Source organism: Bradyrhizobium sp. SMVTL-02 (assembly GCF_051853005.1).
In the GTDB taxonomy this organism is placed as follows: Bacteria; Pseudomonadota; Alphaproteobacteria; order Rhizobiales; family Xanthobacteraceae; genus Bradyrhizobium.
The window spans coordinates 7,372,545-7,398,249 of sequence record NZ_CP182469.1 but is presented as its reverse complement, the minus strand read 5'-3'; the positions used below and the strand labels follow the sequence as shown (position 1 = coordinate 7,398,249).

Annotated in this window: 20 protein-coding genes and 1 pseudogene; 13 read left to right on the top strand and 8 right to left on the bottom strand. The window is 64.6% G+C overall.

From position 1 onward, the window contains the following. The first annotated feature begins 50 nt into the window (after positions 1-50). Positions 51-257, top strand: a complete 207-nt coding sequence (locus ACNJYB_RS35445) for a hypothetical protein (protein ID WP_439371274.1) — start codon at positions 51-53, stop codon at positions 255-257. A 56-nt stretch (positions 258-313) separates the two neighbouring features. On the opposite strand, the pseudogene ACNJYB_RS35440 reads toward ACNJYB_RS35445, so the two are convergent. Next, positions 314-463, bottom strand: a pseudogene (locus tag ACNJYB_RS35440) (short-chain dehydrogenase); the annotation flags it as partial. A 107-nt stretch (positions 464-570) separates the two neighbouring features. Between ACNJYB_RS35440 and ACNJYB_RS35435 the strand changes: the two are divergent. The 4 genes from ACNJYB_RS35435 to ACNJYB_RS35420 all read left to right on the top strand — a co-directional run bounded on the left by ACNJYB_RS35435 (position 571) and on the right by ACNJYB_RS35420 (position 5,808). Beyond that, positions 571-2,067 (top strand): aldehyde dehydrogenase family protein, encoded by a 1,497-nt coding sequence (locus tag ACNJYB_RS35435; RefSeq protein ID WP_439371273.1) that lies wholly within the window; start codon positions 571-573, stop codon positions 2,065-2,067. A gap of 118 nt (positions 2,068-2,185) precedes the next feature. Next, entirely contained in the window at positions 2,186-3,313 is a 1,128-nt protein-coding gene (locus tag ACNJYB_RS35430) for an alkene reductase (protein ID WP_439371272.1), read from the top strand. Positions 3,314-3,535: 222 nt separating this feature from the next. After that, entirely contained in the window at positions 3,536-4,039 is a 504-nt protein-coding gene (locus tag ACNJYB_RS35425; protein WP_439371271.1) for a GFA family protein, read from the top strand. 107 nt (positions 4,040-4,146) lie between these two features. Then, positions 4,147-5,808 carry a thiamine pyrophosphate-binding protein gene (locus tag ACNJYB_RS35420; RefSeq protein WP_439371270.1) on the top strand — a complete coding sequence of 554 codons (1,662 nt, stop codon included), beginning with the start codon at positions 4,147-4,149 and terminating at the stop codon, positions 5,806-5,808. A gap of 155 nt (positions 5,809-5,963) precedes the next feature. Here ACNJYB_RS35420 and ACNJYB_RS35415 read toward each other — a convergent pair whose 3' ends face one another. Next, positions 5,964-7,343: an LLM class flavin-dependent oxidoreductase gene (locus tag ACNJYB_RS35415; protein ID WP_439371269.1), complete on the bottom strand. Its 1,380-nt coding sequence runs from the start codon at positions 7,341-7,343 to the stop codon at positions 5,964-5,966. Between the two features lie 253 nt (positions 7,344-7,596). Between ACNJYB_RS35415 and ACNJYB_RS35410 the strand changes: the two genes are divergently transcribed. The 6 genes from ACNJYB_RS35410 (at position 7,597) to ACNJYB_RS35385 (ending at position 13,465) form a co-directional block, all read left to right on the top strand. Further along, positions 7,597-8,982, top strand: a complete 1,386-nt coding sequence (locus ACNJYB_RS35410) for a M20 family metallopeptidase (RefSeq protein ID WP_439371268.1) — start codon at positions 7,597-7,599, stop codon at positions 8,980-8,982. Positions 8,983-9,081: 99 nt separating this feature from the next. Further along, entirely contained in the window at positions 9,082-9,993 is a 912-nt protein-coding gene (locus ACNJYB_RS35405; RefSeq protein ID WP_439371267.1) for an amino acid ABC transporter substrate-binding protein, read from the top strand. A 247-nt stretch (positions 9,994-10,240) separates the two neighbouring features. Beyond that, entirely contained in the window at positions 10,241-10,972 is a 732-nt protein-coding gene (locus ACNJYB_RS35400; protein ID WP_439371266.1) for an amino acid ABC transporter permease, read from the top strand. 4 nt (positions 10,973-10,976) lie between these two features. Continuing rightward, entirely contained in the window at positions 10,977-11,669 is a 693-nt protein-coding gene (locus tag ACNJYB_RS35395) for an amino acid ABC transporter permease (RefSeq protein WP_439371264.1), read from the top strand. Positions 11,670-11,681: 12 nt separating this feature from the next. Then, entirely contained in the window at positions 11,682-12,413 is a 732-nt protein-coding gene (locus tag ACNJYB_RS35390; RefSeq protein ID WP_439371262.1) for an amino acid ABC transporter ATP-binding protein, read from the top strand. Between the two features lie 191 nt (positions 12,414-12,604). Further along, positions 12,605-13,465, top strand: coding sequence for a D-amino-acid transaminase (locus ACNJYB_RS35385; protein WP_439371261.1), 861 nt, complete (start codon positions 12,605-12,607; stop codon positions 13,463-13,465). 170 nt (positions 13,466-13,635) lie between these two features. Here the strand turns inward: ACNJYB_RS35385 and ACNJYB_RS35380 are convergent, their stop codons facing one another. Then, a complete protein-coding gene (locus tag ACNJYB_RS35380) occupies positions 13,636-15,252 on the bottom strand; it encodes an MDR family MFS transporter (RefSeq protein WP_439371259.1) in 1,617 nt (538 codons plus the stop codon). Positions 15,253-15,370: 118 nt separating this feature from the next. Then, the gene (locus ACNJYB_RS35375) at positions 15,371-16,552 is read right to left on the bottom strand and encodes an HlyD family secretion protein (RefSeq protein WP_439371258.1); all 1,182 of its coding nucleotides are present in this window, start codon (positions 16,550-16,552) and stop codon (positions 15,371-15,373) included. A 212-nt stretch (positions 16,553-16,764) separates the two neighbouring features. On the opposite strand from ACNJYB_RS35375, the gene ACNJYB_RS35370 reads away from it, so the two are divergent. Further along, positions 16,765-17,676, top strand: a complete 912-nt coding sequence (locus tag ACNJYB_RS35370) for a LysR family transcriptional regulator (RefSeq protein ID WP_439371256.1) — start codon at positions 16,765-16,767, stop codon at positions 17,674-17,676. A gap of 144 nt (positions 17,677-17,820) precedes the next feature. Here ACNJYB_RS35370 and ACNJYB_RS35365 read toward each other — a convergent pair whose 3' ends face one another. Further along, positions 17,821-21,270: an indolepyruvate ferredoxin oxidoreductase family protein gene (locus ACNJYB_RS35365; RefSeq protein WP_439371255.1), complete on the bottom strand. Its 3,450-nt coding sequence runs from the start codon at positions 21,268-21,270 to the stop codon at positions 17,821-17,823. Positions 21,271-21,420: 150 nt separating this feature from the next. Between ACNJYB_RS35365 and ACNJYB_RS35360 the strand changes: the two genes are divergently transcribed. Next, the gene (locus ACNJYB_RS35360; protein ID WP_439371253.1) at positions 21,421-21,876 is read left to right on the top strand and encodes an Lrp/AsnC family transcriptional regulator; all 456 of its coding nucleotides are present in this window, start codon (positions 21,421-21,423) and stop codon (positions 21,874-21,876) included. Between the two features lie 415 nt (positions 21,877-22,291). Here the strand turns inward: ACNJYB_RS35360 and ACNJYB_RS35355 are convergent, their stop codons facing one another. Genes ACNJYB_RS35355 through ACNJYB_RS35345 form a run of 3 tightly spaced genes read right to left on the bottom strand, consistent with a single transcriptional unit; the run spans position 22,292 to position 25,533 of the window. Then, positions 22,292-23,077 carry a fumarylacetoacetate hydrolase family protein gene (locus ACNJYB_RS35355; RefSeq protein WP_439371251.1) on the bottom strand — a complete coding sequence of 262 codons (786 nt, stop codon included), beginning with the start codon at positions 23,075-23,077 and terminating at the stop codon, positions 22,292-22,294. Between the two features lie 14 nt (positions 23,078-23,091). Then, a complete protein-coding gene (locus tag ACNJYB_RS35350) occupies positions 23,092-24,459 on the bottom strand; it encodes an LLM class flavin-dependent oxidoreductase (protein ID WP_439371249.1) in 1,368 nt (455 codons plus the stop codon). Positions 24,460-24,480: 21 nt separating this feature from the next. Continuing rightward, entirely contained in the window at positions 24,481-25,533 is a 1,053-nt protein-coding gene (locus ACNJYB_RS35345) for an Ldh family oxidoreductase (RefSeq protein ID WP_439371248.1), read from the bottom strand. Between the last annotated feature and the right edge of the window lie 172 nt (positions 25,534-25,705).

Here is a 25,705-nt window from a genome sequence, read left to right as displayed (position 1 = left end):
TGAATACAGGTGCGATATGGCTCTCGCGCTTTCAGAGGCGGAGACGAGCTTTGTCGAAACAATCCATGCGTGAGGAGGCCGAGCGCCTGATCCGCGAATCGATGGAAAAGAAGACCATCGTCGTCAAGCAGGGCGCGACCCGCATCGAGGCCGTCTGCGGCAGGTGCGGCGCGCCGAACCGGGTGCAGGCGGAAAAAGGCCAGACCCGCGTCAAGTTCGCCTGCAAGAATTGCGGGCACAAGCAAGAGACGCTGTAGGGCGCTTCACCTCTCCACGTAAGAACGGGGCGAGGGAGTGAGAGAACCGTGCAAGCCTACTCCCCCTTCACGAATCTCTCGAACGCATCCGCATAATCCGGGTGCCAGCGCGACAGCGGCGGGCGGTTCTCGACGGTATCGCCCGCCGCCCACAGCATGCGCTTTTCGTCCACGGCGCGCGGCACGTCATTGTCCGGGCACACGATGTTCGTTCCTCGCCGCCTTTACGCCCTTCCGGCACCGCTGTATTCTGCTCGACCTAACGATCCCAGCGAGATCGAACCCAATCAATGATCTGACAGGGAGTGCCGCCATGGCTGTGTCGCAGGCTATTCCGATCACGCGCCACCCGTTCGCAAACGGGTCCTACAAGCAGATGCTGATCGACGGCAAGTGGGTCGACGCGGCCTCCGGCAAGCGCTTCGAGACCCGCAATCCAGCCACCGGCGAACTGCTCGCGACGGTCGCCGAGGGCGACAAGGAAGACATCGACCGTGCGGTCGCCGCGGCCCGCCGCGCCTTCGAGGGGCCTTGGAGCAAGGTCAAGCCGTTCGAGCGGCAGAACCTGCTGCTCAGGCTCGCCGACCTCGTCGAAAAGAACTTCGACGAATTGTCGCAGCTCGACACGCTCGACATGGGCGCGCCGCTCAGCCGCACGCGCGCCTATCGCCTGCGTGCCATAGGCATGCTGCGCTACTACGCCGGCCAGACCACGGCGATCCATGGCGAGACCATCGAGAACTCGCTGCCGGGCGAAATCTTCTCCTACACGCTGAAGGAGCCGGTCGGCGTCGTCGGCGCCATCATTCCCTGGAACGGTCCGCTCTCCGCGACGATCTGGAAGATCGGGCCTGCGGTCGCGACCGGCTGCACCGTGGTGCTCAAGCCCGCCGAGGAGGCGCCGCTGACCTCGCTGCGCATCGCCGAGCTCGCGATGGAAGCCGGCATTCCGCCCGGCGTCGTCAATGTCGTGCCCGGCTATGGCGAGACCGCCGGCGCCGCGCTCGCCTCGCATCACGACGTCGACAAGGTCGCCTTCACCGGCTCGCATGTCACCGGCCAGTCGATCATCCGCGCTTCGGCCGGCAACCTCAAGCGCGTCTCGCTCGAGCTCGGCGGCAAGTCGCCGGACATCGTGTTTGCCGATGCCGATCTCGATGCCGCCGTGCCTGGCGCGGCGATGGCGGTGTTCGCCAATTCGGGGCAGATCTGCAGCGCCGGCACGCGCCTGTTCGTCGAGCAGGCGATCTACGACGAGTTCGTCGGCCGCGTCGCCGAGTTCGGCAAGAAGCTGCAGGTCGGCAACGGCCTCGATCCCAACGTGCAGATCGGCCCGCTGGTTTCCGAGCAGCAGCTCGAACGCGTCACCGGCTATCTCGACATCGGCCAGAAGGAAGGCGCGCAGGCGCTTGCCGGCGGCGGCCGCGTCACTGAAGGCGCATTGTCGAAGGGCTTCTTCGTCTCGCCGACGGTGTTCGCCGGTGTCCAGGACAACATGCGGATCGCGCAGGAGGAGATCTTCGGTCCCGTCATCTCCGCGATCGCGTTCAAGGACATGGACGAGCTGGTCAAGCGCGCCAACAACACCACATTCGGCCTCGGCTCCGGCCTGTGGACGCGCGACGTCACCAAGGCGCATGCGGTGGCGAAGCGCCTGCGCGCCGGCTCGGTGTGGGTGAATTGTTACCAGGCGATGGATCCGGCCGTGCCGTTCGGCGGTTACAAGATGAGCGGCTATGGCCGCGAGTCCGGCAAGCAGCATGTCGAGGAATATCTCAACGTGAAGGCGGTCTGGATCAAGACGGCGTAACATCTGTTCCCTTCCGCGTTCCGCGGCAGGGAATATCTGCTATTGCACGGGCGGCACCTTTTCGAGGGGCCGCCCGTCGCTATATGATCCGCATCCTTTCATAGCATCCGGGGTTCGCATGAAATTCGAGGCGTTGTTTCAACCGTTGCAGGTCGGTCCGTACAAGCTCGCCCATCGCGTCGCGATGGCGCCGTTGACGCGTATGCGGGCCGAGCGCGAGAGCTTTTCGCCGCGGCCGCTCAACGCCGAATATTACGGCCAGCGCGCGACCAAGGGCGGCCTGATCATCGCCGAGGCCTCGCCGGTGCTCTCCCACGGCCGCGGCAACCCGGCGACGCCGGGCATCTATACGGACGCGCAGATCGCCGGCTGGCGTAAGGTGACGGATGCCGTGCACGCCAAGGGCGGCATCATCTTCCTCCAGCTCTGGCATGTCGGCCGCGTCTCGCATTCCTCTTTCCATGGCGGTGAGCTGCCGGTCTCGGCCTCGGCGATTGCGATCAAGGCCGAAGGCATGAAGGCGATGACTGCCGACGGCAAGATCGCCGATTACGAGACGCCGCGCGCGCTGGAGACGGAGGAGGTCAAGGGCATCGTCGAGGCCTTCCGGCAGGGCGCGAAGAACGCGCTGGCCGCCGGCTTCGACGGTGTCGAGATCCACGGTGCCAATGGCTATCTGCTCGAGCAGTTCCTGCAAACGCGCAGCAACCAGCGCAGCGATCAATATGGCGGATCGATCGAGAACCGGGCGCGGCTTCTGCTCGAGGTCACGCAGGCTGCGATCGACGTGTGGGGGGCGAACCGCGTTGCCGTGCGGCTGTCACCGCACGGTATCGCCAACGATTCCGGCGAGCCCGATCCGATGCCGCTCTATACGTACGTCGTGAAGGCGCTGGACAAGCTGGGTCTGGCCTATCTGCATTTGATCGAACCGCGCTCCAGCGGCGCCGGCCGCGCCGATGTCCACTGGGACAACGTGCCCTCCGCCATGGTGCTGTTCCGGCCGCTCTACAGCGGCGTGCTGATGACCGCCGGCGGCTTTACCGGCGAGAGCGCGAACGCGGCGATCGCCGAGGGACACGCCGACATCATCGCCTTCGGCCGCATCTTCATCTCCAACCCGGACCTGCCGCGGCGCCTGGAGCACGATTACCCGATCACGCCCTACAACCGCGCAACGTTCTATGGCGGCGAGGAGAAGGGGTATACGGATTACCCGGTGTACGACGAGCTGACGCCGGCGTGACTCTGCCGTAGCCCGGATGAGCGAAGCGATATCCGGGACTTTTGCCAGAGCAAGTCTTTTCCCGGATGTCGCTTCGCTCATCCGGGCTACGAGCCTATTGTTCAGGCTCCGACGGCACCACAAATTCCGTCATTGCGAGCGCAGCGAAGCAATCCAGAATCTTTTCGCGGAGACAGCCTGGATTGCTTCGCTGCGCTCGCAATGACGACGGAGAAAGCAATCATGGCCAAAGCCGCAGGTGCCGCAGGAACCGCCACCGGCCAATGCCTCTGCGGCAAGGTCACCTTCGAGATCGACGTCCCGGCGCGCTGGGCCTGGCATGATCACTCTGCCAGTAGCCGGCGCGCCCATGGCGCGGCCTACGCCACCTATGTCGGAAGCTGGAAGAAGCGCTTTCGCATCACCTCGGGCAAGACTGCGCTGACCCGCTACGAGGACAAGGCCACCAAGACCGCGCGCAGCTTCTGCTCGCATTGCGGCACGCCGATCGCGTATGAGCGCCCGCGCGGGCCGCACATGGTCAACATTCCTCGCGCGCTGTTCACGGAACGCACCGGCCGCCGGCCGCTGTATCACATTGCGATCGAGGAGCTGCAGGAATGGGCCTATACCGGCGAGCCCCTGGTGCCGCTGAAGGGTTTTCCGGGCGTGGTGTGGCAGCGCGCGAAAAAGAAGAAGCGCGCTAGCGGCGAGGATCCTTTCGAGCTGGGGCGGGAGGAGATGTAGCTCCGCGACCACGCAACGCAGCCATGACCGCGCTTCCTTGCGCGCCTCCTGCGACTTCGGCCATCATGCTTTCCGTCCTTGCGGCAACGTCCGCTCCTGGAGGAAGCATGAAGAACAAGATCACCGGCCGCTCCGCCTTTCTCGCGCTGCTCAAGGACGAGGGCATCACGCACCTGTTCGGCAATCCCGGCACCACCGAATTGCCGATCATGCACGCGCTGAAGGACCATCCTGACTTGACCTATGTGATGGCGATGCAGGAGAGCCTGGTGGTCGCGATCGCCGACGGCTACAGCCGCGCTTCCGGCAAGCTCGTCGCCTGCAACGTCCATGTCGCACCCGGCCTCGGCAACGCGATGGGCTCGCTCTACAACGCCCAGTTCACGGGCACGCCGATGATCTTGACCGCGGGCCAGCAGGAGCAGGGCCATGGCCTGATGGAGCCGGTGCTCTACGGCCCGCTGGTGCGCATGGCCGAGCCGCTGGTGAAATGGGCGGTCGAGGTGACGCGGCTGGAGGATCTGCCGCGCATCGTGCGCCGTGCCGCCAAGGTTGCGATGACGCCGCCGACCGGGCCGGTGTTCATCTCGCTTCCCGGCGATATCCTGAACAGCGAGGCCGGGATCGATCTCGGCCGCTCCACCCGTATCGATGCGCGGACAAAGCCATCGGACGAAGCGCTGCAGGCGTTTGCCGCGCGGCTGCTCAAGGCCGAGCGCCCCGTGATCGTCACCATGGACGAGGTGGTCAAGAGCGATGCGCTGAAGGAGGCGGCCGAGCTCGCCGAGCTGCTCGGCGCTGCGGCATATCAGTCCTCGACGCCTTATGGTGCGCACTTCCTCTCGGAGAGCCCGAGCTTCCTCGGCACGCTGGCGCGCGTGCAGAAGGCGGCGCGCGATACGCTCGCGCCTTACGATCTCCTGATCGCGCTGGGCGGCGATCCCTTGCGGATGTCGGTTTATAGCGAGATCGACGCGCTGCCTGACGGTCTCGGCGTCGTGCAGATCGGCCTCGTCGATTGGGAGATCGCCAAGAACTATGGCGCGGAGATCGCGCTGAAGGCGGATCTGAAGGAAACGCTGCGCGCGTTGATCCCGGTGCTGAAGGAGATGGGCGGCGCAAGGCTGGCGAGCCGCGCGAAACAGCGCCTTGCCGAGCTCGGGCCGAAGAACTGGAGCGCGCGGCGCGCCGCGTTGGTCGAGCAGATCGGCAAGAGCGCCGGCCGCAACCCCATCGATCCGGACTTCCTGGTGCTGCAGATGGTCGAGGCCATGCCCGACCATGCGATCCTCGTCGATGAAGGGCTCACCTCCAGCCGTCATGTAACGGCGCTGCGGCCGCATCGCGACCGCTACGGCTATCACGGTCTTGCCTCCGGCGGCATCGGCTGGGGCCTGCCGGCCTCGGTCGGCGTCAGCATTGCCAATCCGGATCGTCCAGTCGTCTGCTTCTCAGGCGACGGCAGCGCGATGTATTCGATCCAGTCGCTGTGGACTGCGGCGCATCACAAGCTGCCGCTCAACGTCGTCATCGCCAACAATGGCGGCTACCGCATCATCAAGCAACGCCTGCTCGCCTTCCATGGCGACGACAATTACGTCGGCATGGATTTTGTCGATCCGCCCGTGGATTTTGCCGGCGTAGCCAAGGCGCTCGGCTGCGAGGCGATCAAGATTGGCGATCCCCGCGAGCTGAAGGCGACGCTGGCGTCCGCGTTTGGCCGGCCGGGGACGAAGCTGATCGAGGTTATGGTGGACGGGAAGGTGTAGGTAGGCGGCCTCCACCGTCATTGGGAGCGTAGCGAAGCAATCCAGAATCTCTCCGCGATGACGGCCTGGTTGCTTCGCTGCGCTCGCAATGACGAGGAGGAAGCACGCTCCCTCTCCAACGTCGTCCTGGCCTTGGCCAGCACGACACCGGGCTTCTAACCCTTCTTCCCCACCCGGTACCCCGCCGCCGGGTGTGGCGCACCCAACCGCGGGCGGCCGGTGCCGAACAGTTTTTCCCGCAACGTGCCCTTGGCATACTCGCTCTTGTACCGCCCGCGCCGGGTCAGTTCCGGCACCAGCATGTCGGCGATGTCCTCGAAATCGCCGGGCGAGACCGCGAAGGCCACATTGAGACCGTCGACGTCGGTCTTCTCGAACCAGTCCTCGATCTTGTCCGCGACCATCTCCGGCGTGCCGACCACGACGGGACCGGCGCCGCCGATGCCGACATGCTCGATGACGTCGCGCACGGTCCAGACCCGATCAGGATCGGCGCGGGTGACGTTGTCCATCGCGCTGCGGCCGGCATCGTTCTGGACGTGGCGCACCTGCTGGTCGAGGTCGTAGCCGGAGAAGTCGACGCCAGTCCAACCCGACATCAGCGCCAGCGCCCCTTCGGGACTGATATGGCGGCGATAGTCGGCGTGTTTCTCCTTCGCCTCGGCTTCCGTCCTTCCAAGGATGATCGTCATCATCGAGAACATCAGGATTTCGGCCGGGTTGCGGCCGAGCGCGGCGGCTTCTTGCCGGATCGCGGAGACCCGCGGCGCGATCACCTTGGCCGACGGTCCGGACATGAACACGCATTCGGCGTGCTTGGCGGCGAACTGCCGGCCGCGTGGCGAGGTGCCGGCCTGATACAGCACGGGCGTGCGCTGCGGCGACGGCTCGCTGAGGTGAATGGTGTTGTTGATGCGGTAGTTCGCACCCTCATGATTGACGCGATGGACTTTTGCGGGATCGGTGAAGATGCCTCGCGCCCGGTCGCGCAGCACGGCGTCGTCTTCCCAGCTGCCTTCCCAGAGCTTGTAGACGACCTCCATATATTCGTCGGCGATGTCGTAGCGGTCATCGTGCCCGGTCTGCTTGTCCTTGCCGGCGCCGCGCGCGGCGCTGTCGAGATAGCCGGTGACGACGTTCCAGCCGATTCGCCCTTCGGTGAGATGATCCAGTGTCGACATCCGCCGCGCGAACGGGTAGGGCGGCTCGAATGACAGATTGCTGGTGACGCCGAACCCCAGGTCTTTCGTCACCGCCGCCATTGCCGACAGCAGCAGCAGCGGCTCGTTCGACGGCGTCTGCGCTGCATTGCGCAAGGCTGCGTCAGGGCTGTTGCCATAGACGTCATAGACGCCGAGCACGTCCGCCAGGAACAATCCGTCGAAGCGGCCACGTTCCAGGGTCCTGGCCAGATCGATCCAGTAGGGCAGGCGATGATAGTCGGCGGTGCGGTCGCGCGGATGGGTCCACAGGCCCGGTGACTGGTGTGCGACGCAATTCATCGCAAAGGCGTTGAGCCTGATCTCTTTGGCCATGCTGGTCCCTCGGCGCCCTGTACTGCGCGCTCTTCGAATGATAGATGTGCGCCCCAATTTGGCGAAGTTCTTGCATATCGCGTGCGCTTGGCAAGGCCGAAACCAGCGGCGCTCCCGCTCTTGGCAAGCCAATCTCGAGAGAGCAAGAAAGAAATCGCAAGAGAACTACAAGAACTATCCAACTCCCCGCCACTTTCGACGGCCTATGTAGCCCGCTACGTTCGCCCGCGTCGAAACCTTGAAAATGAAAGCAATGACCAGAGCCGACGCCATCGCCCGAGCCCGCGACGACTTCAAATCCGGTGCGTTCCTCACTGAGCTCGACCGTCGCGTCGCCTACAAGACCGAGAGCCAGAATCCGTCGCGCGGCGCGGAGCTGCGCGCCTATCTGGAACAGGAGATGCAGCCGGCTTTCGCTGCGCTCGACTTCACCAGCCGCATCGTCGAATCCCCTAGCGGAAAGGCGCCGTTCCTGTTCGCGGAGCATCACGAGAGCGCGTCCGCCCCGACCGTGCTGGTCTACGGCCATGGCGACGTCGTCGACGGCATGGAAGGCGAGTGGCGCGAGGGCCGCGATCCCTGGCGCACGACGCTTTCGGGCACGCGCCTCTATGGCCGCGGCACGGCCGACAACAAGGGCCAGCACAGCATCAACATGGCGGCGCTCCGTGCGGTGCGCGCCGCTCGCGGCGGCAAGCTCGGCTTCAACGCCAAATTCATCGTCGAGATGGGCGAGGAGATCGGCTCGCCCGATCTCGGCAAGGTCTGCGACCTCAATCGCGACGCGCTCCAGGCCGATTTGTTCATGGCCTCAGACGGGCCGCGCCTGTCCGCAGATCGCCCGACACTGTTTCTCGGCTGTCGCGGCGGCATCCGCATTCATCTCGACGTGAATTTGCGCGATGGCGGCCACCATTCCGGCAATTGGGGCGGTGTGCTCGCCAACCCCGCGACCATCCTGGTCAACGCGATCTCGACGCTGGTCGACGGCCATGGCCGCCTCCAGCTCGACGCGCTGAAGCCGCCGCGCCTCACGAACCAGATCCGCAGCTATCTTGCCGACGTCGAGGTGGTGCCGACCGCTGACGAGCCGGCGCTCGCCGAGAACTGGGGCGAGGAAGGGCTGTCGGCGGCCGAGCGGCTCTACGCCTGGAACACGCTCGAGGTGCTGGCGATGTCCTCGGGCAACATCGAGCAGCCGGCGAACGCCATTCCCGGCCATGCCAATGCCGTGCTGCAACTGCGTTTCGTGGTCGGCACCAAGATCGACGGCTTGATCGACACCATCCGTGCGCATCTCGTCGCCAAGGGCTTTCCGATGGTCGAGGTGCGGGCGGCCCAGAGCTTTGCTGCATCGCGCACCGATTTCGACAGTCCCTGGATCAAATGGGCCGCGGATTCGGTGCTGGCGACCACCGGCAAGCCGCCGGCGGTTTTGCCGAATTTCGGCGGCTCGCTGCCCAACGACGTCTTTTCCGAGATCCTGGGCCTGCCGACGATCTGGGTCCCGCATTCCTATCCCGGCTGCTCCCAGCATGCGCCCAATGAGCACATCCTGCTGCCTTTGACCGAAGAGGCCTTGACGGTGATGGCCGGGCTGTTCTGGGATCTGGGGGAATTGCCAAAACCGCCAGCCTGAGCCGTTAACCTGAGCCGCCATCCAGCCAAAAGTCACATTCTAATCCGGGCCGATTTGTGCTTGCATCCGGCCGCATCATCCTGAAAGGGGAAGAAAAAAGTGAAAGATTTCCGTCACATCGGGCTCGCGCTCGCCGCGACCATCGCCGTCAGCCAGGCCGGGGCCCAGGAGCTGACCGGCACGCTGAAGAACATCAAGGACACCGGCGCCATCACGCTGGGCTTCCGCGACTCCTCGATCCCGTTCTCCTATCTGGACGACAACCAGAAGCCGATCGGGTTCGCGATGGACATCTGTTACAAGATCGTCGACGCCGTGAAGAAGGAACTCAAGCTCGACAAGCTCGAGGTCAAGCTCAACCCGGTGACCTCCGCGACTCGTATCCCGCTGATGGCCAACGGCACCATCGACCTCGAATGCGGCTCGACCACCAACAATGCCGAGCGCCAGAAGCAGGTCGCCTTCACCAACACGCACTTCCTGACCGCGAGCCGCTACGTCTTCAAGAAGTCGAGTGGCATCAAGTCGATCGACGATCTCAAGGGCAAGACGGTGGTCTCGACCGCCGGTACCACCAACATCAAGCAGCTCACCGAAGCCAACGTCGCGAAGGGCCTCGGCGCCAACATCATCCCGGCCAAGGACCACGCCGAAGCCTTCCTGATGGTCGAGACCGACCGTGCGGTCGCCTTCGTCATGGACGACATCCTGCTCGCCAGCCTCGTTGCCGGCTCGAAGTCGCCGGATGACTACGCGATCTCCAAGGACGCGTTCTCCAAGCCCGAGCCCTACGGCATCATGCTGCGCAAGGACGACGCACCGTTCAAGAAGGTGGTCGATGCTGCGACCGCTGCGCTCTACACCTCCGGCGAGGGCGAGAAGATCTACGCCAAGTGGTTCACTCAGAAGATCCCGCCGAAGGGTCTGAACCTGAACACGCCGATCTCGGCCGAGCTGAAGAACGAGTTCGCCAAGCCGACGGATTCGCCGAACCCGGACGATTACAAGTAAGATGTTACTTGCCTCTCCCCGCGCGCGGGGAGAGGCCGGAATTCCAGCGCAGCTTGAATTCCGGGTGAGGGGGACTCTCCACGAGTCCGACTATCACCTCCCTCGTGGAGAGCCCCCCCTCACCCTGACCCATTCCCCGCACGCGGGGAGAGGGAAGAAATTCCAGCCACTCTTGAGGGAGAGTGGCCGGACATTTGCATAGGCGCCGGGACAATCTGTATGAGCGGCGCGTTCGCGCGGGGGACACGTGAACTACCACTGGAACTGGGGAATTTTCTTCGAGCCGAACCCGATGGGGACCGGCACCTATCTCGACATGCTGCTGTCGGGACTGGCGCTGACCATCAAGACGGCGCTGCTCGCCTGGATCATCGCGCTGATCTTCGGCTCGATCGTCGGCGTCATGCGCACGCTGCCGTCGCGGGGCGCCTACTGGTTCGGCTTCTGCTGGGTCGAGTTCTTCCGCAACATGCCGCTGCTGGTGCAGCTCTTCCTGTGGTTCTTCGTGCTGCCGGAATTGCTGCCGAGGGCCGCTGGCCTGTGGCTCAAGCAGTTGCCGAACGCCCCGTTCTGGACGGCGGCGATCGGCGTCGGCCTGTTCATGTCGGCGCGTGTCGCGGTGCAATTGCAGGCGGGCATCTCCTCGCTGCCGCGCGGGCAGAAGATGGCGGCGACCGCGCTCGGGCTCACCACCGTGCAGGGTTACCGCTACGTGCTGCTGCCGATGGCGTTCCGCATCATCCTGCCGCCGCTGACCTCCGAGTTCCTCAATACCATCAAGAACACGGCGGTGGCCATCACGATCGGCCTGATCGAGCTGACGGGACAAGCGCGCTCGATGCAGGAATTCTCTTTCCAGGTGTTCGAGGCCTTCACGGCCGCGACCATCCTCTATCTCCTCGTCAATGCCGTCGTCGTGACCGCGATGCGCTTCCTCGAGCGCTGGGTCGCGATCCCGGGCTACATCACGGGGAAATAGCGCCATGCTCGGGAATTTCGATTTCGACGTCATCCGCCGCGCGCTGCCCTATCTGTTCTACGAGGGCATGACCTTCACGCTGACGCTGACGGGGCTTGCAGCGCTTGGCGGCCTGGTCTTCGGCACGGCGCTCGCTCTGATGCGGCTGTCCGGTCTCAAGACCCTCGGGCGCATCGCCGGCCTCTATGTCGACTTCATGCGCTCGCTGCCGTTGGTGCTGGTGATCTTCTGGTTCTACTTCCTGGTGCCCTATATCGGGCAGTGGCTGACCGGCGCCTCGCGTCCGATCAGCGTCGGCGCGTTCGCCTCCTCGCTCGTCACCTTCATCATGTTCGAGGCGGCGTATTTCTCCGAGATCATGCGCGCCGGCATCCAGTCGATTTCGCGCGGCCAGCCGGCCGCGGCCAGCGCGCTGGGGCTGACCTACGCCCAGACCATGCGCTACGTCGTGCTGCCGCAGGCGTTCCGCAACATGCTGCCGGTCCTGATCACGCAGACCATCGTGCTGTTCCAGGACACCTCGCTGGTCTACGTCCTGTCGATCACGGACTTCCTCGGCGCGGCGAGCAAGGTCGCGCAGCGCGACGGTCGTCTGGTCGAAATGTATCTGTTCGCAGCCCTCGTCTACTTCACCATTTCCTGTATCGCGTCCTTCGGCGTCCGCCGCCTGCAGGCGCGCATCGCCATCATTCGCTAGAGCATGTCGGTCATGATCGAAATCAGCCACGTCAACAAATGGTACAGCCCGACCTTCCAGGTGCTGACCGACTGTACCACCAGCGTCACCAAGGGCGAGGTCGTCGTCGTCTGCGGCCCCTCGGGCTCGGGCAAGTCGACGCTGATCAAATGCGTCAACGCGCTGGAGCCGTTCCAGAGCGGCGACATCCTGGTCGACGGCACCAAGGTCAACGATCCCAAGACCGATCTGCCGAAGCTGCGCTCGCGCGTCGGCATGGTGTTCCAGCACTTCGAGCTGTTCCCGCACCTCAAGATCATCGACAATCTCTGCCTCGCGCAGGAGAAGGTGCTGGGCCGTGGGCACGACAAATCGGTCACCAAGGGCATGCAGCTCCTGGAGCGCGTCGGCCTGAAGGAGCAGGCGCAGAAGTTTCCGGCGCAGCTCTCCGGCGGCCAGCAGCAGCGCGTTGCGATTGCGCGCGCGCTCGCGATGGATCCGATCGTCATGCTGTTCGACGAGCCGACCTCGGCGCTCGACCCCGAGATGGTCAGCGAGGTGCTGGACGTCATGGTCGACCTCGCCCGTGAAGGCATGACCATGATGGTCGTCACGCACGAGATGGGCTTCGCCCGCAAGGTCGCCAACCGTGTCATCTTCATGGACCGCGGCGAGATCGTCGAGGACGCCCCGAAGGACGATTTCTTCGGCAAGCCGCGCAGCGACCGCGCGCAGAAGTTCTTGTCGAAGATTTTGTCGCATTAACTCCTCTGTCATTCCGGGACGCGCCTCCTGGCGCGGGCCCGGAATCCATCGGGCGGCAGTATGCGAGTGAGATGGATTCCGGGTTCATTCGCTTTGCGAATGCCCCGGAATGACCGATCGAGGGTTTATCGGGCCCGCCAAATCTCCTATACCGGTCCCCAAATTCCCCTTCCCCTCCCAGGAGACCTGCCTTGGACCCGCTCGCCTATGTCAACGGCTCATTCGTCCCGCTCTCGGAAGCCAAGATCTCGGTCCTTGATCGCGGCTTCCTGTTCGCCGACGGCATCTACGAGGTCTCGGCGGTGCTGGACGGCAAGCTGGTCGACAATGCCTCGCACCTCGCCCGGCTGGAGCGCTCGGTCGGCGAGATCAAGCTGAAGCTCCCCGAGACGATCGAGCGCATCACCGAGCTGCAGAAGGAGCTGATCGCGCGCAACGAGGTCGAGAACGGCCTCGTCTACCTCCAGGTCACACGCGGCGCCGACAAGGGCCGCGACTTCCCGTTTCCCAAGGGTGACGTCAAGTCGAGCCTGGTGATGTTCACCTCGGAGAAGGACATCATCAACGCCCCCGTCGCAAAGACCGGCATCAACGTGATCACGGTGCCTGACATCCGCTGGGAGCGCCGCGACATCAAGAGCGTCGCGCTGCTGGCGCAGGTGCTGGCGAAGCAGGCCGCGGCCGAAGCCGGTGCCGGCGAAGCCTGGATGCTGCAGGATGGCTACATCACCGAAGGCGGCTCGTCCTCGGCGTTCATCCTCACCAAGGACGACGTCATCGTCACCCGCAAGAACTCCAACGCGATTCTGCCGGGCTGCACCCGCAAGGCTGTGATCGCACTGGCCGAAGAGCGCCAGCTCCGCGTCGAGGAGCGATCCTTCACGGTCGCCGAGGCGCTTGCCGCCAAGGAGGCGTTCATCACGTCAGCCTCGTCCTTCGTGCAGCCGGTGGTCGCCGTCGACGGCAAGAAGATCGGCGACGGCAAGCCGGGCCCGATGGCCACGCGCCTGCGCGAGATCTACGTGGAGTTCGCCAAGGCGACGGCGGTTTAGGCTGCTCTACCAGTCGGTCGGACTTGGGTTGCGGCTGCACTTTGCCTGGCCCCTCACCCGGATCGCGGCGTGAGGGGCTGCTGCCGAAGGGACTGGCGAATATGGCCAGCCTACGCCACCGAGGCCTGTGCGGGGCTTCATGGTCGTTCTCCTTGCTTCTTCGGTTGGGATCAATGAGCTCCGCCAGCTGAAGTCTGGCCGGGCTTCTTCAGGAAGAATACGGCGATGAGGGCGACGATCAGCGCCATGCCGAGCAGATAGAAGGTATCGCTGAAGGCGAAGATATAGGCCTGCTTCTGCACGATATGGCCGATCGCAACATAGGCGCGATGCGAGGCGTCAGCACGGTCGAGGATGCCGTGATTGACGAAATATTGCGTCAGCTGTTCCAGCCGCGTCCGCGTCGCCTCCTCGAAAACCGAGACCGACTGCATCAGCACGTTGGAGTGATATTGCTCGCGCTTGGTCAGCACGGTCTGCAGCAGCGCGATGCCGACGGCGCCGCCGAGATTGCGCATCATGTTGAACAGGCCGGAGGCGGAACCTGCATTCTCCGCCTCGATGCCGGCAGTTGCCAGCGCCGACAACGGCGCCATCACCAGCGCCTGGCCGATGGCGCGAACGACGTTGGGCCACAGCAGCTGGTCGGCGGCGTAGTCGTTGGTCATGTAGATGTTCATGAAGTTCGAGGCCGCGAACAGCACGAAGCCGATGCCGATGATGATCCGCGCGTCGAACTTCTGCATCAGGCGCGGCACCAGCGGGATCAGCACCAGTTGTGGCAGTCCGGTCCAGGCCAGCACCATGCCGATCTGCTCGGCATTGTAGCCCTGGATGCGGGCGAGATATTGCGGCAAAATGAACACCGAGCCGTACAGCGCGATGCCGAGCAGGAAATTCGCCAGCATGCCGAAGCCGAAATTGCGACGGACCAGCAGCCGCAGATTGAGCAGCGGCTTCTTCACGGTGAGCTCGACGATCAGGAACGCGGTCAGCGCCACGGCCGCGATCACGCTGAGCTTGACGATGAAGGGCGAGCCGAGCCAGTCGTCCTTGTTGCCTTCCTCCAGCACGGTCTGCAGCGCGGAGAGCCCGATCGCCATGGTGATGATGCCGGCCCAGTCGCCCTCGCGCAGCAGGGAAAGCTTCATCGGCCTGGCCTCGAGCGCGTACCAGAGCATGCCGACCATGATCGCGCCGGGCACGAGATTGACGTAGAAGATGTACTGCCAGCCGAAATTCTCGGTGAGATAGCCGCCGATGGTCGGCCCGATCGCCGGCGCGAACGTCGCCGACAGCGCGAACAGCGCAAGGCCGACCGGCTGCTTGCCGCGCGGCAGCAGCGTGATGATCAGCGTGAAGGCCATCGGGATCAGCACGCCGCCGGTAAAACCCTGCACCGCGCGCAGCACGATCATCTGGGGCAGATCCTGCGCCAGCGCGCAGGCCGCCGACAGAAGCAGGAACAGGACCGCATTGGTGAGCAGATAGATGCGGATCGAGAACACCTGCGCCAGCCAGCCGGACAGCGGGATCACCACGATCTCGGCGATCAGATAGGAGGTCGAGATCCAGCCGCCGTCGTCGATGCCGGCGCCGATCGCGCCCTGAATGTCGGCGAGCGAGGCGTTGACGATCTGGATGTTCAGCACCGCCATGAAGGCGCCGAGCGTTGCACCGATCACCGCGATCCAGGTTTTTGCCGAAACGGCCGGTGCCGCGGGGGCGACGGGGGCGGCGATGTGGGCGGCGGATGCAGCATTGAGGGTGGGTTGGAGCGTGCTCATGGAAGCCTCGTCTCAATTGCGGAGACAGGATGTATTGGGCGGACGAAATCGATAATCGAGGAAGTCTTGGAAGGATCATCCGGCAGGATTTGACAATCCCGCCGGAGCCTTCCTGCCTTCAGCTGCCGTTCGGCCGCGTCGTGTTGTCGGCGAGGCGCTTGGCCGTCTCGCGCTCGGCCAGCACCGTCGCCTTGGTGTCGACGGTCGGCACCGCGGACATGCCGGGCCGCAGCAGGCCGGTGAGGCTGTGATCGTCGAGCACGATCTTCACCGGCACGCGCTGTACGATCTTGGTGAAATTGCCCGTGGCATTGTCGGGCGGCAGCAGTGCGAATTCAAGTCCGCTGGCCGGCGACAGACTGTCGACGTGGCCGTGCAGCGTGCGATCACGAAAACTGTCGACGTGCAGCTCGACCGGCTGGCCCGGCCGCACATGTGTCAGCTGCGTCTCCTTGAAGTTCGCGACGACATAGACCGCATCGAGCGGCACCACCGCCATCAATTGCGTGCCGGCCTGCACGTATTGGCCGACGCGCAAGCTGCGGGCGCCGACCGTCCCGTCCACCGGCGCGGTGATGTCGGTATAGGACAGGTTCAGCGCCGCCTGCTGCGCGACTGCGCGGGCGCGCTCGAGCTGGGCCGTGGCCTGGGCGCGCTGGGTGGTGAGCACGTCGACCTTGCGCTGCGCGGCCACGAGGCCCGATTTCGCGTGCTGCAATTGCGCGTTGCTGGCGCGCAGGGCCGCATCGGTCTGCTGTGCGCGCTGGATCGTGCCGGAGCCCGACTTCATGAGGTCGTCGTAGCGGGCGCGCTCCTCTTGCGCGAATTTGAGATTGGCGTCCGTGGCGGCGACGTCGGCGGTGCTTTGCTCGATCACCGGCTGCTGCAGCTCGAGCTGGGCATCGATGTTGCGCACCGAGGCTTCCCCGGCGGCGACGTCGGCTCTCGCCTGGTCGAGCGCCGCATTGAAGTCGCGGTCGTCGATCCTGGCGAGGAGCTGGCCAGCCTTGACCTTCTCGTTGTCGCCGACCAGCACCTTGGCGATGTAGCCGGAGACCTTTGGCGCGATGATCGTGGAGTCCGCCTTCACATAGGCGTCGTCCGTTGTCTCGAGGTAGCGGCCGTAGGTCCAGTAGTCGTGTCCGTAGTAGACCATGGTTGCCGTGCCCGCGAGGAGTGCGAGCACCAGGGCCGCGCGCCGGACCTTGTTGCGAGCCGGGACAGTCGGCGGCGCCTTGGTATAATCGCGAGCAATTTCAGTTGCTTGCTGGAAGGTCTGGGTGCGGGGCATCTCGGACATCGCGGTCTCCTGTCGTCTCGCTGAGACTATCGGTCTTGCAGGCCCCGGTGATAATTGGCTAAATTCTGGAAGGATTATCCATTAGAGGTGGATAATCTGAGTCGTCGCCTGCTTCGTCATGTCTACCGGGCCAGGGCCGCGACTGTCCCAGCGCGATTGCCGCCCCTGTCGCGCGATTGCTGCTGAGGCGTACTCTTCATGCAGGGGAAGCCATGGATCGATTGACCAGCCTCGAGGTGTTCAGTCGGGTGGTCGAGACCGGTGGCTTCTCCGCAGCAGCCCGCAAGCTCAACATGTCGACCACCATGGTGAGCAATCACGTCCAGGCGCTGGAAGACCGGCTTGGGGTGAGGCTGCTTCACCGCACCACGCGCAAGGTCAACCTCACCGAGATTGGCAAGGCCTATTACGATCGCTGCGTCCAGATCCTCGCCGACATCGAACAGGCCGACGACATCGCGGGCGAATTGCAGTTGGTGCCCCGCGGCACGCTGCGCATTCACGTCGCGACCCATATGGTGCCGTTCGTGACGCCGGTGGTCGCAAAGCTCCTGTCGGCCTATCCGGAGCTCAAGATCGATCTGCGCATGGGCGAGGCCGACGTCGATCTCATCGAGGAAGGGTATGACGTTGCCCTGCGCATGACACCGCCGCCGGATTCGAGCCTGATCGTGCGGAGCCTCGCCACCTGGCGTCACGTGCTGTGCTGTTCCCACGATTACATCGAGAAGCACGGCCGGGTGCAGAAACTCGACGAACTCACCACGCATAATTGCGGTCGTCACCTGAACTACCCGTTTGGCGATGAATGGCGCTTCCTCGATCGCAAGGGTACGGCGGCGTCCGTGCGCGTTTCCGGCAGCTTCATCACCAACAGCGGAGAAGCACTGCGGAAGGTCGCGCTGGGGGGCGCTGCCGTCTGCCTGATGGCGGGGTTTCTCATCCAGGACGACCTCGAAGCCGGCCGCCTCGTGCGCCTGTTGCCGGAATATCGGACGGTCGAGCTGTCCATGAACGCGGTCTATCCGCACCGCCACCATCTGTCGGCGAAAGTCAGGACCTTCATCGACATGCTCGTGCATCACAGTGCCGAGCAGCAGAAGCTGATCAATCCCTATTCGTGAGCGACGCCGGCAACTCTACGTCATTGCGAGCGAAGCGAAGCAATCCGGAATCCCCTCCGCGGAAAGATTCTGGATTGCATCGTCGCAAGCGCTCCTCGCATGACGAGAGGGCGTCCCGTTGGCCACCGTCCCGGCGGCGCGGCCTTAACCGCGAGCCCGCATCCTCGCCGGGGATGGCGTGTCGAGTTCGGTGAGCAGTCGCTCGATCTCGGCCTTCGCCTTCACGATCGCGGCGTCCTTCACCGGGCCATAGCCGCGGATCTCCATCGGGCCCTTGGCGATCGCGACGAGATCGGACAGATGCGCCGCGTCGAGCTTGCCGAGCATGCGTTCGATCAGGCTTTCATACCAGGCGATCAGCTCCCGCTCTGCGCGCCGTTCGGCGGTGTAGCCGAACGGATCGAACGGCGTCGCGCGCAAAACCTTCAACCGCGCCAGCATGGCGAGCGGTATCTGGATCCACTGGCCGAAGGCACGCTTGCGCGGCCGGCCGCGGGCGTCGAGTCCTGACGAGAGGAACGGCGGGGCAAGATGATATTTGACGCTGAACCCATCCTCGAACTCGCGCTCCAAGGCGTCGAGAAAGCCGCTTTGCATGTGCAGCCGCGCCACCTCGTACTCGTCCTTGTAGGCCATCAGCTTGAACAGCGCGCGGGCGACGGCCTCGGTCAGTGTCTCGCTGTTCAGGTCGGCTTCGACATTGCGGACCTTTGCGACGATCGTCCGATAGCGCGCGGCATAGGCTTCGTTCTGATAGGCCGCGAGGAACTCGGCACGCCCTGTGATCAGCTGGTCGAGTGTCTCGGCCTTTGGCGCTTCGTCCGACTGCGGCAAGAACTCCGGATCGGCAGCGGCGATCCGGCCCCAGGCAAAGGCCTGCTTGTTCCGATCGACCGCGACGCCGTTGAGTTCGATCGCGCGAAGCAGGGCCGGCAGCGAAACAGGGATGAGGCCGTGCTGCCAGGCAAAGCCCAACATGATGATGTTGGCGTAGACGGCATCGCCGAGCAGCCCTTCGGCCAGCGCGTTGGCGTTGATCGTGTCGAGATTGCCGTCGCCCACGACCTGCTGGATTGCGCGCAGGCGGGCTGGCGAGGCGAGATCGGCGTCGCGGAAACGGACGACGTCGCCGGTCGGCATCTCCGCGGTGTTGACGGCGGCGCGCGTGCCGCGGCGATAGGTGCCGGACGCTTTTGGCGAAGAGCTGACGACGAGGTCGCAGCCGATCAGCGCATCGGCCGCGCCCTGGTCGATGCGGACCTGATGCAGCGCTTCAGGACTCGCGGCCAGGCGGATATAGCTCAGCACCGGGCCGAATTTCTGCGCGAAGCCGGTAAAGTCGAGCACCGAGACGCCGCGACGTTCCAGATGCGCGGCCATGCCGATCAGCGCGCCGACCGTGATCACGCCGGTGCCGCCAACGCCCGTCACCAGCAGGTCGTAGGGTCGATCAAGTGTGGCGGGCGCGGGCAGGGCAAGCGTGGCGGCCTGGCCGGCCGCATCGATCTGGCTGGCGCTCTTCTTCCGCCGCGTCGCGCCTTCGACGGTGACAAAGCTGGGGCAGAAGCCGTTGAGGCAGGAAAAATCCTTGTTGCAGGCCGACAGGTTGATCTGCCGCTTGCGGCCGAACGGCGTCTCCTTCGGCTCGACGCTGAGGCAGTTGGATTCGACCGAGCAGTCGCCGCAGCCCTCGCAGACGAGGTCGTTGATATAGGCGAAGCGTTTTGGATCGGCCATCTGCCCGCGCTTTCGCCGGCGCCGCTTCTCGGTGGCGCAGGTCTGCTGGTAGATCAGCACGGACACGCCGCAGACGTCACGCAGCTCGCGTTGCACGGCATCCATGTCCTCGCGGGGGTGAATGGTCACGCCGCTGGGCAGGTCCGCCGGGCTGAAGTGCGCGGCATCGTCCGACACCAGCGCGATGCGCTCAACGCCTTCGGCGCGAACGCTGTGTGCGATGGCGAGGACGCTGACCGGACCGTCGACCGGCTGGCCGCCGGTCATCGCGACGGCGTCGTTGAACAGGATTTTGTAGGTGATGTTGGCTTTGGCGGCGATCGCCTGCCGGATCGCCATCGAGCCCGAATGATAATAGGTGCCCTCGCCAAGGTTCTGAAAGACGTGCTGCTTGCCGGTAAAACGCGATGAAGCAGCCCAGTTCACGCCCTCGCCGCCCATCTGGATCAGCGACGAGGTCTCCCGGTCCATCCAGCTCGCCATGAAATGGCAGCCGATGCCGGCCAGCGCCTTCGATCCCTCGGGCACCTTCGTCGACGTGTTGTGCGGGCATCCCGAGCAGAAATAGGGCGTGCGCGTCGCGCCCGGGACGTTGATCGTGCGCGCAGCCTCCGGCATCAAGGCGGCAGCGCGGGCGGCGAGATTGAGGCCCGGAAACATCGGATCGAGCCGCCGCGCCAGCACGCTCGCGAGCGCCCGCGGCGACAATTCGCCGATCCAGGAGATCAGCCGTGCCCCTCGCTCGTCGTGCTTGCCCACCATGCGCTCCGGCTTGCTGCCGGGATAGTCGTAAAAATATTCCTTGAACTGGCTTTCGATGATGCCGCGCTTCTCCTCGACGACGAGGATCTCGCGCTTGCCTTTCACGAAGTCCATGGCGTCGTGCAGCGCCAGCGGCCAGACCATGCCGACCTTGTAGACGTCGATGCCGATGCTGCGGCAGGCGGCTTCATCGAGGCCCATCAGCCGCAGCGCTTCCATCAAGTCGAGATGCGCCTTGCCGGTCGTGACGATGCCGTAGGTGGCGCCGGGGATGTCGTAGATGTGACGGTCGATCGGGTTGGCTTTGGCGAAGGCGTAGACCGCGTGCTTCTTCGCCTCCAGGCGCTCCTCGATCTGCGCGCCCGGCAAATCGGGCCAGCGATAATGCAGGCCGCCCGGCGGTGGCGTGAAGTCGGGCGTACGGAAGGCGCGCGGCGGCCGCAGCGCGACGGATGCGCCAGATTCCACGATTTCCGAGATCGCCTTGAAGCCGACCCACATGCCGGAGAAGCGGCTCAGCGCGTAACCATATTCGCCAAACGCCAGATATTCGCCGACGTCAGCCGGGTGCAGCGTCGGCATGAACCAGCTCATGAAGGCGACGTCGGACTGGTGCGGCATCGAGGACGACACGCAGCCGTGGTCGTCGCCGGCAACCACCAGCACGCCGCCGTGCGGCGAGGAGCCGTAGGCATTGCCGTGCTTGAGCGCATCGCCGGAGCGATCGACGCCCGGGCCCTTGCCGTACCAGAGACCGAACACGCCATCGACCTCGCGGTCGGCTTGCGTTTCGACCTGCTGCGAGCCGAGCACCGCCGTGGCAGCGAGGTCCTCGTTCACGGCGGGAAGGAATTCGATGCGGTCCCGCTTCAGCCGCTCCTGGATTCGCCACAGCTCGAGATCGACGCCGCCGAGGGGCGAGCCGCGATAGCCGGAGATGAAGCCGGCGGTGTTGAGCCCGTTCGCCCGGTCGCGCTTCGCCTGGTCGAGCGCGATGCGGACAATGGCCTGCGTGCCCGTGAGGAAGACGCGGCCCTCCTCGCGATCGTAGCGGTCGGAGAGATCGTAACTGTCGAGTGATGGAATGGCGTCCATGGCGGCCTCGCGCGGCATCCCCCTGTGATGGAAGGTTATGCCTGGGAGGCTGGTAGGTCTTACCTGTTTATCCCGTCAGGATCACAAGATCGGTAGAATTTTGCGCAGTGCCGCCAAATTTGGTAGAGATATCCGGTTCGGGAGGCTTCAATGATCGAAGAGCAGGACACGCGAATACTCGCTCATCTTCAGAAGGATGGTCGCGCCACCAACCAGCAACTTGCCGACGAGGTCGGCATGTCCACCTCGGCCTGCTGGCGCCGGGTGCGGGCGCTGGAGGAGAGCGGCGTCATCCAGGGCTATGCGGCGCTGGTCGCGCGTGAGCAGGCGGGATTTACGATGTCGGCGATCCTCCACGTCTCGCTGGAGCGGCACGATGCGAAGTTCGTGGACGAGTTCGTTACGCGGGTGACCAAGCGCCGCGAGGTGCTGGAGTGCTTTGCGACCACGGGCGATGCCGATTACCATTTGCGCGTCGTCGTGCACGACATGGCAGCCTACAACCGCTTCCTCGACGAGTTCATGTTCCGCATTCCAGGAATCCGCTATGTCCGCAGCAACGTGGTGCTGAAGGAGATCAAAACGAGCGTGGCGCTGCCGTTTTGAGACACGGGAAGTGCCTTAGAGGCAGAGGCGCGCAGCGCCGTGCCTGCGATCTTTCCGCAACCGAGATAGAACTTGTGAATAGGGTGACGCTCCCCCGTCATTGCGAGCGCAGCGAAGCAATCCAGAGTCTTTCCGCAGAGGCAGTCTGGATTGCTTCGCTGCGCTCGCAATGACGTTGTGGGCGCACCGCATTCATACGGGGCGCATGTGGTGGTGGACACACTTTCCGCCTTCGCTCTTCGAGCTACGGCAGACAAATCGCTTTGCCCGCCCTACGGCACCTTCGTATCGCGGCGTGCGCAACTCCATCCCCTCATTCTGAGGAGCCGTGCTTGCGCGGCGTGCCGAAGGGCGAGGCCACCAGCCGGGCCTTCATCCTTCGAGACGCGCGAAAACGCGCTCCTCAGGAGGAGGATCACCGCGCCTCCCGCACAAACCTGTTGCGCAATGTGCCAACGCCCGTGATCTCGATCTCCACGATATCACCATGCTTGATGTCGGGCGAGGCGCCGTCGGTGCCCATCCAGATCACGTCGCCGGGCCATAGCGTGAAATACTTGGTCAGCTCAACCAGGAACGGCACCACGCCGAAGATCATGTCGTTGGTGTAGAAGCGGTTGGTCTCCTTGCCGTTGACCCGAACGACGGTCTCCATCCTGGCAAGATTGGCCTCGGTCTCGATCCACGGGCCCATCGGCTTGAAGGTGTCGGCGTTCTTCGAACGCCACAGGCTCCGGTCGGCCTTCTGCCAGCTGCGTTCGCTGACGTCGTTGCCGATGGTGTAGCCGAACACGCAATCCATCGCGTTGTCTTTGGTGAGATGCTTCACCTTCTTGCCGATGACGACGACGAGCTCGCCTTCGTAGTGGATCTTGTCCGTCGCAAAGGACGGGATCACGACGTCCTCGTCATGCGCGATCAGCGCGTTCTGCGCGCGATAGCCGATCTCTGGGCGGTCGGGCACGGCCGGCACCTCGCCGCGCTTGTCGGCGGCTTCCTTCAGGTGCTTCAGATAATTCAGGCCGACGCAATAGAAGGTGCGCGGGATCAGCGGCAGCTCGATCTTGACCTCGCCAAGCGGATGCGTGCGCGAGCTGCGCTGCCATTCACCGAGCGGATCGCCATCGACCGCGATGACCTGATCGCCCTCGATGATCCCCCAGGAGGTCTCACCCGCGGTGGTGAATTTCAGCCAGCGCATGTTGGATCCTCCCGTTATTCCGCGGCATCGCGCGGCTGCAGCTTCCAGGCGCCGGCTGCCGGTCGCTTGAGCCCGAGATTTTCCCGCAGCGTCTTGCCGCGATAGTCCTTCTGGAACAGTCCGCGCCGCTGCAATTCCGGCACGACGTGCTGGACGAAATCGGCGTAGGAGCCGGGCACGTAGGTCGCGGCGATGACGAAGCCGTCACAGCCGCGCTCGACGAACATTTCTTCGAGTTTGTCGGCGATCTCCCTGGGACCGCCGACCATGGCGTCATGCACCTGGCCGCGGCCGGAGAAGGTGACGAAGTCGCGCGCGCTCGGATTGCTTTTGCCCGAATTCTTCAGCACGCCGTCGCGGATGCCCAGGATACCCTGCATGCTCATCAATTCTTCCGTCGTCAGCGGCTCGTCCAGATCCTTGGATGCGAAGTCGTAATTGAGGGCCTCGGCGAGCAGCGACAGCGCGTCGATCTCGAGCGGCAGCTTGTCGATCAGCGCCATCTTGTCTTCGGCTTCAGCCCTGGTCGCGGCGCAGACCGGCGTCGTCAGGTTGCAGAGAGACATCTGGTCGGGATCGCGGCCGGCTTTCGCAGCCTCGTTGCGCACGGCCGCATAACCTTCCTTGGCCGCGGCGAGGTTGCGCGCGGCGGTGAAGATCACCTCGCCCCAGCGCCCGGCAAAGCGCTGGCCGCGGCCGGAGGCACCGGCCTGGATGATCACGGGATGGCCCTGTTGCGAGCGCGGCACGGTGAACGGCCCGCGGGACTTGAAGGCCGGCCCCGTGTGATCGAGCCGCTTCACCTTGGTGGGATCGGCAAAGCGGCCGCTTTTCTTGTCCATGATCAGCGCGCCGTCCTCCCAGGTGTCCCAATGGCCGAGCACGACCTCCATGAACTCATCGGCGCGGTCGTAGCGGGAATCATGTTCGGGATGAGAATCGCGCCCCATGTTGAGCGCCTCGCCGTCGTTCAGCGACGTCACGACGTTCCACCCCGCGCGCCCGCCCGACATCAAGTCGAGCGTCGCGAAACGGCGGGCGACGTCGAACGGCTCGTAATAGGTGGTCGAGCAGGTTGCGCCCAGGCCGAGCCTCTCGGTGACCATGCCCATCGTGGTCAGCACGATCAGCGGGTCCATCTTCACGCAGCGGATGCCGTATTCGACGGTATGGGCGTGGTCGTTGCCGTAGCGGTCCGGCATAGCCAGGCGATCGTCGAAGAACGCCATGTGGAATTTGCCGGCTTCGAGGATTTTTGCGATCTCCTGATAGTAATCCGCCGACATCGAGTCCGAGCGCGAATCCGGATGCCGCCACGAGCTCGGCAGGTTGGTGCAGTTTTGCGCCTGGAGGAAGCCGACCAGTACCATCTGCCGATTCATGCTGCTGTTCTCCTGATAGCGTCAGGCGAGGCCAAGGACCGTATCGAGCCGGTACTCGCGCGCCAGCGTGCGCAGCTTGTCCCAGGTCGCATCCTCGATCTCGATGCCGTTGCGCAGGCGCTGCTGCTCGCGCACGCCCTCGATCTCGCCGGGATAGTAGACGCCCGCGCTGCCCTCCGACGGTGGGGTCGATTTCAGATAGCGGGCGAAGTCGGCGACCTCGCGCTTGAACTCCTGCAGCGGACGGAACGCGGCGACGTTGAACACGGCCATGAAGCAGCCGTCATTGTGCCGCCCCGTCGGTTCGACACCGAAGCCGAGGCCGGTGAGCAGGCCGCACAGCACCTCGACCATGGCGGCGAGGCCGCTGCCCTTGTAGCCCTCGGTGCCGCCGAGCGGCAGCAGCGCGCCGCCCTTGCGATATTGGGTGGGATCGGTGGTGTGCCGTCCCTCGGCATCGATGATCCAGCCGGTGGGAATTTCCTCGCCTCGCGCGACCGCGAGCTGGATCTTGCCGGCCGCGACCGCCGAGGTCGCCATGTCCAGGTAGAACGGGGCCTCGAGGTCGGACGGCACCGCGATCGAGACCGGGTTGGTGCCGAGCCGCGCCTCCTTGCCGCCGAACGGGGCCACGTGTTTCGGCGAGCGGCCGGAGTCGGCCGTCGCGATCCCGATCATGCCTTCGCGCATCGCCATCAGGGGATAGGCGGCCAGGCGGCCGACATGGCTCTGCCGGAACACGGTGCAGGCGGCGACGTTGGCGGTCCTCGCCTTCTCGATCGTCAGCGCCATCGCTTTGGCATTGACGTGGAAGCCAAAGCCCCAATGGCCGTCGATCACGGTCGTGGTCGGGGATTCCTGAACGATGGTCCATTTCGCGCCTGGCACGATGTGGCCGGCCTTGATGCGGTCGATATAGGTGGGAATCGCGATCACGCCGTGGGAGTCATGGCCGGCGAGATTGGCGTTGACGCAGCCGGTCGCGACGGCGTCGGCCTCTTCCTCGGAAGCTCCGGCCGCCTGGAGCAGGGCGGCGCTGATGCGCGTGAGGCGGTCGGCCTTGACGAGCGGCATGGCGTTTCCCCGGCTTGATGCCCTTAGCAGGCTGCTTGTTGGGCGCCATCGTCTCAAAGCGCGGGAGCGATATCAACGTCCCGTAAACCAACACAGGGCTGCAAATTCGTAAACGGAACACGCCTTGGTCGAAGATTCGCACCGCGCTGCGGTATTTTCGGGAGTTTGGCGC